The sequence below is a fragment of the Pseudogulbenkiania sp. AW2-16 genome (assembly GCF_056824575.1).
In genome coordinates, this window is the sequence record NZ_CP157668.1 from 1,140,824 (window position 1) to 1,153,686 (window position 12,863).

The 12,863-nt window shown below is 66.3% G+C and carries 9 protein-coding genes and 2 pseudogenes; 6 read left to right on the forward strand and 5 right to left on the reverse strand.

The features are described 5' to 3' along the window. Positions 1 to 94 precede the first annotated feature (94 nt). From ABKF58_RS05435 to hutI, 5 genes and pseudogenes are all read right to left on the reverse strand, one after another. Entirely contained in the window at positions 95 to 889 is a 795-nt protein-coding gene (locus ABKF58_RS05435) for a substrate-binding domain-containing protein (RefSeq protein WP_482583709.1), read from the reverse strand. Positions 890 to 912: 23 nt separating this feature from the next. Then, positions 913 to 1,110 (reverse strand): LacI family DNA-binding transcriptional regulator, encoded by a 198-nt coding sequence (locus tag ABKF58_RS05440; RefSeq protein WP_482583710.1) that lies wholly within the window; start codon positions 1,108 to 1,110, stop codon positions 913 to 915. 943 nt (positions 1,111 to 2,053) lie between these two features. Continuing rightward, positions 2,054 to 3,589 carry a histidine ammonia-lyase gene (hutH, locus tag ABKF58_RS05445; RefSeq protein ID WP_008955455.1) on the reverse strand — a complete coding sequence of 512 codons (1,536 nt, stop codon included), beginning with the start codon at positions 3,587 to 3,589 and terminating at the stop codon, positions 2,054 to 2,056. Positions 3,590 to 3,856: 267 nt separating this feature from the next. Beyond that, positions 3,857 to 5,526: pseudogene (hutU, locus tag ABKF58_RS05450) on the reverse strand (urocanate hydratase). 497 nt (positions 5,527 to 6,023) lie between these two features. Further along, positions 6,024 to 7,295, reverse strand: a complete 1,272-nt coding sequence (gene hutI, locus ABKF58_RS05455) for an imidazolonepropionase (protein WP_482583712.1) — start codon at positions 7,293 to 7,295, stop codon at positions 6,024 to 6,026. A gap of 553 nt (positions 7,296 to 7,848) precedes the next feature. Here hutI and ABKF58_RS05460 point away from each other — a divergent pair. From ABKF58_RS05460 to ABKF58_RS05485, 6 genes and pseudogenes are all read left to right on the forward strand, one after another. Continuing rightward, positions 7,849 to 8,620 (forward strand): annotated as a pseudogene (locus tag ABKF58_RS05460) (ABC transporter substrate-binding protein). A gap of 172 nt (positions 8,621 to 8,792) precedes the next feature. Further along, positions 8,793 to 9,482 (forward strand): ABC transporter permease, encoded by a 690-nt coding sequence (locus ABKF58_RS05465; protein ID WP_008955451.1) that lies wholly within the window; start codon positions 8,793 to 8,795, stop codon positions 9,480 to 9,482. After that, positions 9,479 to 10,192, forward strand: a complete 714-nt coding sequence (locus ABKF58_RS05470; protein WP_008955450.1) for an ABC transporter permease — start codon at positions 9,479 to 9,481, stop codon at positions 10,190 to 10,192. Before ABKF58_RS05465 ends, ABKF58_RS05470 begins: the two co-directional genes overlap by 4 nt. Before the next feature lie 24 nt (positions 10,193 to 10,216). Further along, positions 10,217 to 10,984, forward strand: coding sequence for an ABC transporter ATP-binding protein (locus ABKF58_RS05475; protein WP_482583713.1), 768 nt, complete (start codon positions 10,217 to 10,219; stop codon positions 10,982 to 10,984). Between the two features lie 318 nt (positions 10,985 to 11,302). Next, entirely contained in the window at positions 11,303 to 12,157 is an 855-nt protein-coding gene (locus tag ABKF58_RS05480) for a D-hexose-6-phosphate mutarotase (protein ID WP_482583714.1), read from the forward strand. Between the two features lie 75 nt (positions 12,158 to 12,232). Next, entirely contained in the window at positions 12,233 to 12,784 is a 552-nt protein-coding gene (locus ABKF58_RS05485; RefSeq protein ID WP_008955447.1) for a hypothetical protein, read from the forward strand. The last annotated feature ends 79 nt before the right edge of the window (positions 12,785 to 12,863 follow it).

Below are 12,863 nucleotides of genomic sequence, written 5' to 3' on the forward strand. Positions count from 1 at the left end.
ACAAAATGGACTCGGTTCCATCGTGATGGATGGCGCCCCGCCGAGGGCAGGTCATCGACAAGGACGGGAGAGACGGCGCGGAACGCGCGCCGGGTCAGGCGGAGGTCGAGCCGCGCACGATCAGCGTGCCGGGCAGCAGCAGTTCGTGGTGGTCGTGGCCGGGGGAGGCGATGCGTTGGAGCAGGCGGGTGGCGGCCTGAAAGCCGATCTCGTCGGTCGGTTGCGCCAGCGTGCTGATACCGGGCTCGACCAGCTTGGACCAAGAGAGCTCGTCAAAGCCGAGCAGGCCCACCTGCTGCGGCACCGTGATGCCGAGCCGGCGCAGTGCCAGCACCAGTTGCAGCGTGACGACGCCGCTGGCGGCCAGCAGGGCCTTGCGCTGGGTGCCCGCGTGCGACATGAAGGCGGCCAGCGCATGGTCGAGCGCCGCTTCGTCTTCCAATGCGGTCAGTTCGAGCGTTTCGCCGCGGCAGTCCGGCCGCGCCGCCAGCGTCTCCAGGAAGGCGGTATGACGCTCCTCGCGCGAGCTGACCGCGCGGATCGGCTGCGTCACGTACAGGATGTCGGTAAAGCCGCGCTCGATCAGATGCACCGTGGCGGCGCGGCAGGCCTGGCGGTTGTCGAGGCCGACCAGGTCCACCTCGATGCCGGACACGCGCCGGTCCACCAGCACCACCGGCAGGTTCGATTCCAGCAGGTCGTACATGAAGCGGCTCGGGCGCCCCTGCGAGTGCACGATCAGCCCTTCGACGTCGTACGAGCGCAGCATGGTGAGCGCCTGCTTCTCGCGCGCTTCGTCGTTGCCGGTGTTGCACAGCATCAGCGTGTAGCCATGCTGCTGGCACACCGCTTCGGCGCCGTGCAGGATGGCCACCGAATAGGGGTTCATCACGTCGGCCACCACCAGGCCGATCAGACGCGTGCGCCCCCCTTGAGCCCGCGTGCCATCTGGCTCGGGCGGTAGCCGAGGCGCGCGATCGAAGCCTCGATGCGCTGGCGGATGTCGTCCGACAGGACCTTGAACTCGCCGGACAGATAGCGGGACACACTGGTCTTGGAGACTCCGGCGTCGCGCGCCACGTCCATGATGGTGGCGCGGGAGTCGCGCATGGATCCATTGCGATGATGCTTGTCGGCGCTTTTCATTCGGTGGTTTGGTGGGATCTGGAAGGCTTTTAGAAAAGGGATTCGGGAAGCAAAAATCAAAAATAATTTTAAGATAGCCTTCGCCAACCCGGCAAGCGCCGTGGTCGGTTATGAAAACATCTTGCATTTTCCCCTCATCGCACTGCAACGATGGTGATGATTGGCCAAATCAGGTTTGGAGGAAAGGCAAAATGGCGGAATAGGGTTTCTTCAATTGCGTCCCCTCCGTGTATTTTCTCGATGGATTGAGCGCGGCCCAGGTAATCCCGTACAGGTCTCAAAAGATCGGGTTTGACCTGCCAACGATTCATTAGGGTGTGTGCGTGGTAGCGGATTTGTATCCTGATTTAACCTTTTTGTGGTGCACAACATACGCCGTCGCTGACTCAATGAGGAGCAGTGGGCCGGCATTGCCGACATATCGCGCGGCCGGGCGGCTGAGAACCACCCCGTGACTCATCCAAGCCATGCGCCATCGCTGAAACTTCTGATGGAAATTGCACGCTGCTCACCCTGCAGCCAGAACGAGGCTTGCTGGTGCGGATTGATTCGACGACCCAAATAAACCGGATAGATCTTGGCCGTGCGGTTTTCCGTATTCTCGAAGAATCGAAGCTTTTAATCCCAACTCGTCGGAAAAAAACGTCTTCGGCAAGCGCAGGAACGATAGGCCTTCAATTCTATCAGGAACCGGTCGCTGCTTACGGCAAATCAGGTACGCGCGGCGGAACGATTTTGAAGGGATATTGGCTTGTGCAACGTTTATTATTCCTTCTGCTTTTATACCCTCCTTGATAGTAGCCCGGACGTGCTTGGTGCCTGAATCAGCACCCCAACAAAAAAATGGCCCCTTGCGGGGCCATGTAACGAACCAGACGGTCCAGACAGGAATGAGATCAAAGACGGCTTACAGCGACGGCAGCAGGCCGTCGATGGCGAAGCGGTTGTAGTCGGCACGCTGGATCAGCGCGGCGGCCTTCTGGATGTCCGGTGCGAAGTAACGGTCCTTGTCGTAGAACGGCACTTCGGCACGCAGCAGCGCCTTGGCGGATTCCAGTTGCTCAGCCGCCTTGTTCGGCGCGCGGAAATCCACGCCCTGGCAGGCCGCCAGCAGTTCCACCGCGAGGATGCCGGCGGTGTTGTCGGCCATGTCGCGCAGGCGACGGCCGGCGAAGGTGGCCATCGACACGTGGTCTTCCTGGTTGGCCGAAGTCGGCAGGCTGTCCACCGAGGCCGGGTGCGCCAGCGACTTGTTCTCGGAAGCGAGCGCGGCCGAGGTGACCTGGGCGATCATGAAGCCGGAGTTCACCCCGCCGTTGTTGACCAGGAACGGCGGCAGCTTGGACAGGTTGCTGTCGATCAACAGCGCCATGCGGCGCTCGGACAGCGAGCCGATCTCGGCGATGGCCAGCGCCAGGTTGTCGGCGGCGAAGGCCACCGGCTCGGCGTGGAAGTTGCCGCCGGAGATGATGTCGTTGTCGTCGGCGAACACCAGCGGGTTGTCGGACACGGCGTTGGCTTCGGTCAGCAGCACTTCGGACGACTGGCGGATCTGGGTCAGGCAGGCGCCCATCACCTGCGGCTGGCAGCGCAGGGAGTACGGGTCCTGCACCTTGCCGCAGTTCTCGTGCGAGTGGGAGATGTCGCTGGCATCACCCAGCAGTGCGCGGTATTGGCGGGCGGCGTCGATCTGGCCCTTGTGACCGCGCACCTGGTGGATGCGGTCGTCGAACGGACGGCGGCTGCCCTGCGCGGCTTCCACCGACATGGCACCGGCCACGGCGGCGGCAACGTACAGGTCTTCGGCGGCGAACAGGCCTTCCAGCGCGAAGGCGGTCGACGCCTGGGTACCGTTCAGCAGCGCCAGGCCTTCTTTCGGGGCCAGGGTGATCGGGTCCAGGCCGGCGGCGTGCATCGCTTCGCGGCCGTGCACGCGCTGGCCGTTCACGAAGGCTTCGCCTTCGCCGATCAGCACCGCGCTCATGTGCGACAGCGGAGCCAGGTCGCCGGAGGCGCCGACGGAACCCTTCTGCGGGATCACCGGGTAGATGCCCTTGTTGAACAGGGTGATCATCGCCTCCAGCACCAGGCGGCGGATGCCGGAGAAGCCGCGCGCCAGCGAGTTGATCTTGAGCGCCATGACCAGGCGCACGGTGCTGTCCTTCATCGGCTCGCCGATGCCGGCGGCGTGCGACAGCACGATGGAGCGCTGCAGCAGTTCCAGTTCTTCCGGGGCGATCTTGGTGTTGGCCAGCAAGCCGAAGCCGGTGTTGATGCCGTACACGGTGCGGTTCTCGGCCAGCACGCGCGCCACGGTGGCGGCGGAGGCGTCGATGGCGGCGTGAGCGGCCGGGTCCAGCGCCAGCTGCACGGAAGCGTCACGGGCAATCAGGCGCAGTTGGGCCAGCGTCAGCTTGCCCGGGGTGATGGTGATGGTGGTCATGGGTATTCCTTGTGTCTTGTCTGCCGTGGCGGTCCGTATCGGCCGCAGCGTGCATTCGCAGGATGGGTGGCTCGCGGCACAACCCATCGATACGGGGCAATCATTGTGACGGGTGAGGGGCCAGCCCTTCACCCATCCTACGGTCTCAGCATAATGCGTTGCGCACACAACTCAGCGTAGCGGTTCTGGCTAGGTGCGCGGCCGCAGACAGTACAAGTCGTACGGCAAGGCCGCGCAACGCCGCCAGAAGGGTTGTGTGTGTGACGCTTACTTCAACATCGGCAGGTCGAGGCCCTGCGCCTTGGCGCAGTTCTTGGCGATGTCGTAGCCGGCGTCAGCGTGGCGCATTACACCAGTACCCGGGTCGTTACGCAGCACGCGGCCGACGCGCTTGGCGGCTTCGTCAGTACCGTCGCACACGATTACCACGCCGGAGTGCTGGCTGAAGCCCATGCCCACGCCGCCGCCGTGGTGCAGCGACACCCAGGTGGCGCCACCGGCGGTGTTCAACAGCGCGTTGAGCAGCGGCCAGTCGGATACTGCATCAGACCCGTCCAGCATGCTTTCGGTTTCGCGGTTCGGGCTGGCGACGGAGCCGGAATCGAGGTGGTCGCGGCCGATCACGATCGGGGCCTTGAGCTCGCCGTTCTTCACCATTTCGTTGAAGGCGAGGCCCAAGCGGGCGCGGTCTTTCAGGCCGACCCAGCAGATGCGCGCCGGCAGACCCTGGAAGCTGATGCGCTCACGCGCCATGTCGAGCCAGTTGTGCAGGTGCGGATCGTCCGGGATCAGTTCCTTGACCTTGGCGTCGGTCTTGTAGATGTCTTCCGGGTCGCCGGACAGCGCCACCCAGCGGAACGGGCCGATGCCCTCGCAGAACAGCGGACGGACGTAGGCCGGCACGAAGCCCGGGAAGTCGAAGGCGTTCTCGACGCCCATTTCCAGCGCCATCTGGCGAATGTTGTTGCCGTAGTCCAGCGTGGCGGCGCCGCGGCTTTGCAGCGTCAGCATCGCCTGCACCTGCTTGGCCATGGTCTGCTTGGCCGGCAGCACGATCGATTGCGGGTCGTTCTGACGCGCGGCACGCCACTGCTCCATGGTCCAGCCCTGCGGCAGGTAGCCGTTGATCGGGTCGTGCGCGGAAGTCTGGTCGGTGACCACGTCCGGGGTGATGCCACGTTCCACCAGTTCGGCGAACACGTCGGCGGCGTTGCCCAGCAGGCCCACCGAGACGGCCTTGCCGGATTGCTTGGCGTCTTCGACGATGGCCAGCGCTTCATCCAGCGTGGTGGCCTTGCGGTCGACGTAGCGGGTCTTGAGGCGGAAGTCGATGCGGGTCTCGTCGCACTCGACGGCGATCATGCTGAAGCCGGCCATGGTGGCGGCCAGGGCTGGGCGCCGCCCATGCCACCCAGACCACCGGTGAGGATCCAGCGGCCTTTCGGGTTGTTGTCGAAATGCTGCTTGGCGACCGAGAAGAAGGTCTCGTAGGTGCCCTGCACGATGCCTTGCGAGCCGATGTAGATCCACGAGCCGGCGGTCATCTGGCCGTACATCATCAGGCCCTTCTTATCCAGCTCGTTGAAGTGGTCCCAGTTGGCCCAGTGCGGCACTAGGTTGGAGTTGGCGATCAGCACGCGCGGGGCGTCGGCGTGGGTCTTGAACACGCCCACCGGCTTGCCGGACTGCACCAGCAGGGTTTCGTCGTCTTCCAGACGCTGCAGCACTTCCAGAATCTTGTCGTAGCACTCCCAGTTGCGCGCCGCGCGACCGATACCACCGTACACCACCAGGCTCTGCGGGTGCTCGGCCACTTCCGGGTCGAGGTTGTTCTGGATCATGCGGTAGGCGGCTTCGGTGAGCCAGCTCTTGCAGGTCTTTTCGCTGCCGCGGGGGGCGTGGATGACACGGGAAGCGTCAAAGCGCGGGTCAGTCATGGTAGGGACTCCTCCTAATGGCCTGCTCCGGCAGGCGCGGTATGAAACGGGTCGCTGTCCATCGCAGAGGGGGCGCTCTGTCAGCGTCCGGTTTTCTCTGCGATCGGCAAATGTCTATACAAGTGAGCTCAGTGTAGCGAGATCATATTGTCTATACAAGTGGAAAATCGCGATTTCGGCGAAAAATGTTGCCGGAACCCGACAGCCCCCGTCGCCATCCGCCGCCAAGCCAGACGGGGCGCGGGTTACGGCGGGGCGCAGAGAATCCGGAAAGGGAATCGAGAGACGCAGCAAGCGCAGAACGGGCGTCGTGCGCCCCGCACCGTGCGGCGGGTTTGGCGTAGCTGCGCCACCCTGGTGCGGAGCGACGCGCCGTGCCGGTCTCACCGGAAGACCGGCAGAAAACGCTCAGGGCGGGCATCCCGTCGGCCGCCACGAACCAACGAAATACCCGCCCTGAGGCGGCCGGAGGCGGGCGACGACCCGCCGCTTGGGCCCTATTCGTGCTGGATTACACCGCGGAACACGCGCAGTTGCAGCGGATTGGTGCCGAGGCCGTAGACGATCTCGGCCGGGTGTTCGATGTCCCACAGCAGCAGGTCGGCGACGCAGCCTTCGGCCAACCTGCCGTGCGTGGCGCCCCGCCCCAGCGCCTGCGCGGCGTGGCGGGTGGCGCCGGCGAGCGCCTCTTCCGGGGTCAGGCCGAACAGCACGCAGGCCTGGTTCAGCGCCAGCCGCAGCGAGGCGAACGGGCTGGTGCCGGGGTTGAGGTCGGTGGACACTGCCATCGGCACGCCGGCGGCGCGCAGCTTGGCCACCGGCGGCTGCTGCGTTTCGCGCAGGAAGTAGTAGGCACCCGGCAGCAGCACCGCGACGGTGCCGGCGGCCTTGAGCGCGTCCACCCCGGCGTCGTCGAGGTATTCGATGTGGTCGGCCGACAGCCCGTGGTATTCCGCCACCAGCGCCGCGCCGTGCAAATTGGAGAGCTGCTCGACGTGGCCCTTCACCTTGAGACCGTGCTGCCGCGCGGCGTCGAACACGCGCCGCGCCTGCGCCGGGCTGAAGCCCACCCCCTCGCAGAACACGTCCACCGCTTCGGCCAACCCTTGTTGCGCCGCGGCCGGCAGGATCACGTCCACCACGTGCTCGATGTAGCCGTCGGCGTCGCCGGCGAACTCCGGCGGCACCGCGTGCGCCGCCAGCAGGGTCGGCGCCACCTCCACCGGCAGCCCCGCCGCCAGCCGGCGCGCCGCGCCGAGCTGCTTCAGCTCGTCCGCCAGCGTCAGGCCGTAACCCGACTTGATCTCGACCGTGGTCACCCCCTCCTGCATCAGCGCCTTCAGGCGCGGCAGGCTCAGCGCGGCCAGCGCCTCCTCGTCCAGCGCGCGCGTGGCGCGCACCGTGGAGACGATGCCGCCGCCCTCGGCGGCGATCTGCTGGTAGGGCACGCCGGTGAGACGCTTTTCCCACTCGGCGGCGCGGTTGCCGCCGTAGACGAGATGAGTGTGGCAGTCGATCAACCCCGGCGTCAGCCAGCGCCCCGCGCCGTCGATCACCTCGCCGGCGAAGGCGGCCAGGTCGATCCCGGCCTGCGGCACGATGGCGGCGATGCGGCCGTCGCGCACCAGCAGGGCGTGCGCGTCCAGCGCGCCGTAGGGCGCGGGGTGGCGCGGGTCGAGGGTGGCCAGGCGGACGTTGATCCACAGGCTGTCACCGTGCAGAGGGGACGGGTCATGGCGAAAGGCTCCGATAGTTGTATATACATTCAATCACAGCCGCGCTCCAAGTCAAGCCCCGCGAAGGTGGCCGTCACCCTCTGCGACCGGATTCCGGGCCACGTTGTCCCGCCCCGCGGCGCCGCCCGGGTCGAATCCGATTATGTCTATACAATATTTCACCCGACGCGGTGGCCGCGCCGGGCCGCGCTGTCGTAGATAAGCCACAAAGGGATGCGCGATTTTCGCCGCCGCGGCAGGCACGGCGAGCCCGCACTCGCCACACCATGGCCAAAACGCCGTCAAACATTTGATACAGAAGGATAAACAACACATACCAACGCCATGCCGTCTGAATTTTTCGGCCAAGCCGCGGCCTGCAGCGGCGGCGTTCCCCCCACTTTTTCTCCTGGCGCTGAGCAGGGTCTCTGCAAAAAGCGATTGCGCCGTGCCGGCTTCGCTCTTAGATTTGTCTATACATTTAGCCGATCCAACGCAAGAGTGGCGGCATGATGGCCAGCCGCGCGGCACGCGCCGGATGGCCTTATCCCGGCCCTGGCCGCCCGCCTCGGCCCATTGCACTCAGCTGTCTACGGAGACATAGCCCATGAAGAAACTCGCCCTCACCGTTTGCCTCGCCCTGGCCTCCAGCGGCGTGTTCGCCAAGGACTGGAAGGTCATTCGCTTCGGCGTCGATGCCAGTTACGCCCCGTTCGAATCGAAAGCCGCCGACGGCAAGCTGACCGGCTTCGACGTCGACCTGGGCAACGCCATCTGCGAGAAACTGAAAGCCAAATGCGTGTGGGTCGAGAACGACTTCGACGGCATGATCCCGGCGCTCAAGGCCAAGAAGTTCGACGGCATCCTGTCGGCGCTGTCGGTCACCGAGAAGCGCGCCGAGCAGATCGCCTTCTCCGACAAGATGTACAACTCGCCGGTGCGCATGATCGCCAAGAAGGGCGCGCCGCTGCAGCCGACCCCGGAATCGCTGCGCGGCAAGCGCATCGGCGTCGAGCAGGGCTCGACCCAGGAAGCCTACGCCAAGGCGCACTGGGAGCCCAAGGGCGTGAACGTGGTGCCGTACCAGAACCAGGACCTGGTGCTGTCCGACCTGGTGTCGGGCCGCCTCGACGCCTCGCTGCAGGACGCGGTGCAGGCCGACGTCGGCTTCCTGGAGAACCGCGCGCGGTAACGGCTTCGCCTTCGCCGGACCGGAAGTGAACGACGCCAAGATCCTCGGCACCGGCACCGCGATCGGCCTGCGCAAGGACGACGCCGACCTGCGCCAGCAGATCAACCAGGCACTCGCCGCGATCCACCAGGACGGCACCTACCAGCGCCTGGCCAAGAAGTACTTCACCTTCGACATCTATCACTGAGCGGTTCCACGCGGCTGCGAGTGCGGCGCCGCCCCACACGGGCGGGGCCGATCGACCCGGTCAGGGGCGCGATGGCGCCCCTGACCGGGGTCGAGCCATTGCGGCGTGATGACCACCATGGCGGATGGGCGGCGGCCGCCGCGCCATCGCTAACCATGTAAAGGAGTAAGCCATGCTGCTGCAAGGCTTTGGCCCGCTGATTGCGAGCGGCACCTGGATGACGATCAAGCTGGCGCTGTTGTCGATGCTGGCGTCGGTGCTGATCGGACTCGTCGGCGCCAGTTCCAAGTTGTCCGGCAGCCGCCTGTTGCGCGGCCTTGCCACCGGCTACACCACGCTGATCCGCAGCGTGCCCGACCTGGTGATCATGCTGCTGCTGTTCTACAGCCTGCAGATGCTGCTCAACCAGGCCACCGAGTGGGCCGGCGTCGAGCAGATCGACATCGACCCCTTCCTCGCCGGGGTGGTGACGCTGGGCTTCATCTACGGCGCCTATTTCACCGAGACCTTCCGCGGCGCCTTCCAGGCCGTGCCGCGCGGCCAGCTCGAGGCGGCGGTGGCCTACGGCATGAAGCCGTGGCAGGTATTCCGCCGCGTGCTGTTCCCGCAGATGATGCGCTTCGCACTGCCGGGCATCGGCAACAACTGGCAGGTGATGATCAAGGCCACCGCCCTGGTGTCCATCATCGGCCTGTCCGACATCGTCAAGGCGACCCAGGACGCCGGCAAGAGCTCGATGCAACTGTTCTATTTCTGCGTGGTAGGCGGGCTGATCTACCTCGCCATCACCACGGTATCGAACGGCGCCCTGCTCTGGCTGGAGCGGCGCTACTCGGTCGGCGTCAGAAAGGCCGCACTATGAACGAGATTTTGCAGCAATACTGGCAGGCCTATTTGTGGAGCGACGGCTACCACCTGTCCGGGGTCGCCATGACCCTGTGGCTGCTGGTGGCGTCGATCGGCATCGGCTTCGTGCTGGCGGTGCCGCTGGCGGTGGCGCGCGTGTCGCCCAATCCGCTGATCCGTGGCCCGGTGTGGTTCTACACCTACGTGTTCCGCGGCACGCCGCTCTACATCCAGCTGCTGGTGTTCTACACAGGCATCTACAGCATCGAGTCGGTGCGCGCCCAGCCCTTGCTCGACGCCTTCTTCCGCGAGGGCATCAACTGCACGCTGCTGGCGTTCGCGCTCAACACCTGCGCCTACACCGTGGAAATCTTCGCCGGCGCGATCCGCGCCACGCCGTACGGCGAGATCGAGGCGGCGCGCGCCTACGGCATGTCGAGCTTCACGCTGTACCGCCGCGTCATCCTGCCCTCGGCGCTGCGCCGCGCGCTGCCGTACTACAGCAACGAGGTGATCCTGATGCTGCATTCCACCACGCTGGCGTTCACCGCCACGGTGCCGGACATCCTCAAGGTGGCGCGCGACGTCAACTCCGCCACCTACGCCTCGTTCGAGGCCTTCGGCATCGCCGGCGCGCTGTACGCCGTGATCGTGTTCGCGCTGGTCTGGCTGTTCCGCCGCGGCGAGCAGCGCTGGCTCGCCTTCCTCAAGCCACAGGCGCATTGATTCGCCGTATTGGGAGAGATTGAAATGTACAAACTGACCGTGGACGACCTGCACAAGAAGTACGGCAACCACGAAGTGCTCAAGGGCGTGTCGCTCAAGGCCAAGGCCGGCGACGTGATCAGCATCATCGGCTCCTCGGGTTCGGGCAAGAGCACCTTCCTGCGCTGCATCAACTTCCTCGAGCAGCCCTGCGCCGGTAGCATCACGCTCAACGGCGAGGCGATCCGCACCGCGCCGGACAAGACCGGGGCGCTGCGCGTGAGCGACGCCGGGCAGCTGCAGCAGATGCGCACCCGGCTTGCCATGGTGTTCCAGCACTTCAACCTGTGGGGCCACATGACGGTGCTGGAGAACATCATCGAGGCGCCGATGCACGTGCTCGGGGTGAGCCGCGCCGAGGCCGAGGCGCGCGCGCGCAAGTATCTGGCCAAGGTCGGGCTGCCGGAGAGCGTTGAGGGCAAGTACCCGTCGCACATGTCGGGCGGGCAGCAGCAGCGCGTGGCGATCGCGCGCGCGCTGGCGATGGAGCCGGAGGTGATGCTGTTCGACGAGCCGACCTCGGCGCTCGACCCCGAGCTGGTGGGCGAGGTGCTGAAGGTGATGCAGACGTTGGCCGAAGAAGGCCGCACCATGCTGGTGGTGACGCACGAGATGGGCTTCGCACGCGAGGTGTCCAACCACGTGATCTTCCTGCACCAGGGCCGGGTGGAGGAGGAAGGGCACCCGCGCGAGGTGCTCAACCAGCCCAAGAGCGAGCGCCTCCAGCAGTTCCTCGCCGGCAGCCTGAAGTAAGCAGCGGCACACGCTCTTTTCACGGGCCGCGCGGGGCCGGTGGTGCTCGGCCGCCACCGCCAAAAGAGCGTGAACCGGTTCTAAGAACCTGTTTACGATCTCGCGAGCTAGAGCGAGACGAGGCAAAAACGGCTGAGGAAGCGGAGTTTACAAGGTATAAATGAGCATTCCGAAGTCGGTTTTAACGCCGTATCGCCGAAGCGCAGCAGATCGTAAACAGGTTTTAAGCCCACCCCGGGGAGAGGCGGGCGATGTAGCGCTGCGGCTACGCCGCCGCTACGCTACCATCGTACCCGCCCGTTTTTCCCCGGAGTCGCCATGTCCCTCACCCTGCCCGACGGCGCCAGCCTGAGCGAGCTCGCTCCCGGCGTCACCCTGCTCACCCTCGCCCACGACCGCTTCGACGCCCGGCTCTCGCTGTTGGGCGGTCAGCTGCTCGACTACACCCGCCACGGCGAGCCGCCGCTGCTGTACCTGTCGCCCGCCGCCGTGTTCCAGCCCGGCAAGGCGATCCGCGGCGGCATTCCGCTGTGCTGGCCGTGGTTCGGCGCCCATCCCGACGACGCCGGCGCGCCGGCGCACGGCGTGGCGCGCCAGCAGCCGTGGGTGTTGCAGCAGGTGTCGCGCGACGCCGACGGCTTCAGCGTGCGGCTGGCCGGCCCACTCCACGACGCGCTGGAGGCCAGCCTCGAGCTACGCCTCGACGACGCCGTCGAGCTGGCGCTGACCACCCGCAACCACGGCAGCGCGCCGGCCACGCTCTCCGCCGCGCTGCACAGCTATCTGGCGCTGGGCGACATCGACGGCGCCACCCTCACCGGCCTCGCCGGCGCCAGCTACCTCGACCAGCTGCAGGGACAGCCGTCGCGCTTCGGCAGCGAGCCGCTGCGCTTCGAGCGCGAGATCGACGCCATCGTCTACCCCGAGGGCCCACTCACGCTGCACGACGCCGCCTGGGGACGCACCGTCACCCTCAGCGCCGCGGGCTCCGCCAGCAGCGTGGTGTGGAACCCGTGGGTCGCCAAGTCGGCCCGCCTGGCCGACCTGCCGGACGACGGCTACCGCCACTTCGTGTGCGTCGAGACCGCCAACGCCGGACGCGACGCGCGCCTCCTGGCGCCGGGCGAAAGCCATACCCTGCGCACCCGCCTGCAGGCGCAGCCGATCTCCTGACAGCGCGCCGCGACGCGCTATAATGGCCGGCTGCCGCCGCATCCAGCGCGGCGGCCGAGCCGGACCCCGAGACCCATGACGACGCCCCAGAAACTTTCCCGCTTCCTGCCCCTGGCCTTTCCCAACGGCAACCGCATCAGCCGTTTCGCCAAGGCCTGCCCGCACTGCCACAGCATGGTGACGGCGCGCGACATGGAAGGCATCGCCCGCCTGCTGCACGACAAGATCGTGCTGGCGGCCGAGGCCGAGTGCCCGGAATGCCACCGCCGCTTCCCGGTCGCCTGCGTCATCAGCGACGACAAGCGCGTGCACCGCGTGCGCCTGCCGCTGTGGCTGTTCCGCCTCTGGCTCAAGCTGGCGCTGCGCAACCTGCCCGAGCCGCAGCTGCAGGAAGACTGGTCGGTGCCGGAAGAAACGCCGCCGGCCGGCATCCGCCTGCCCGACAACGCCGTCGTCACCCGCTCCCCCGACGTGCTGGGCCAGTTCGACGGCACGCCGATCAACGCCTGGCTCGACATCGACGGCCGCCACTTCGTGTTCGAGCGCGCCCTGCCGCCGGCCGGCCAGCTGTGCCTGACCGACAGCGAACTGCTGTTCGAAGGCAAGCTGGTGTACCGCCTGGCCTGATGCTCCCCGGCCGCTGCCGACCGGCGGCGGCCTCTTCACGCGGCAACAAAAAAACGACACCTTTCGCGCCATTCATGCC

Bases quoted from the DNA above. Each gene is read 5' to 3' on its own strand.
- ABKF58_RS05475 (WP_482583713.1), top strand. From the start codon at position 10,217: ATGTACAAACTGACCGTGGACGACCTGCACAAGAAGTACGGCAACCAC.
- ABKF58_RS05480 (WP_482583714.1), top strand. From the start codon at position 11,303: ATGTCCCTCACCCTGCCCGACGGCGCCAGCCTGAGCGAGCTCGCTCCC.
- ABKF58_RS05485 (WP_008955447.1), top strand. From the start codon at position 12,233: ATGACGACGCCCCAGAAACTTTCCCGCTTCCTGCCCCTGGCCTTTCCC.
- ABKF58_RS05465 (WP_008955451.1), top strand. From the start codon at position 8,793: ATGCTGCTGCAAGGCTTTGGCCCGCTGATTGCGAGCGGCACCTGGATG.
- ABKF58_RS05440 (WP_482583710.1), bottom strand. From the start codon at position 1,110: ATGCGCGACTCCCGCGCCACCATCATGGACGTGGCGCGCGACGCCGGA.
- hutH (WP_008955455.1), bottom strand. From the start codon at position 3,589: ATGACCACCATCACCATCACCCCGGGCAAGCTGACGCTGGCCCAACTG.
- ABKF58_RS05470 (WP_008955450.1), top strand. From the start codon at position 9,479: ATGAACGAGATTTTGCAGCAATACTGGCAGGCCTATTTGTGGAGCGAC.
- ABKF58_RS05435 (WP_482583709.1), bottom strand. From the start codon at position 889: ATGAACCCCTATTCGGTGGCCATCCTGCACGGCGCCGAAGCGGTGTGC.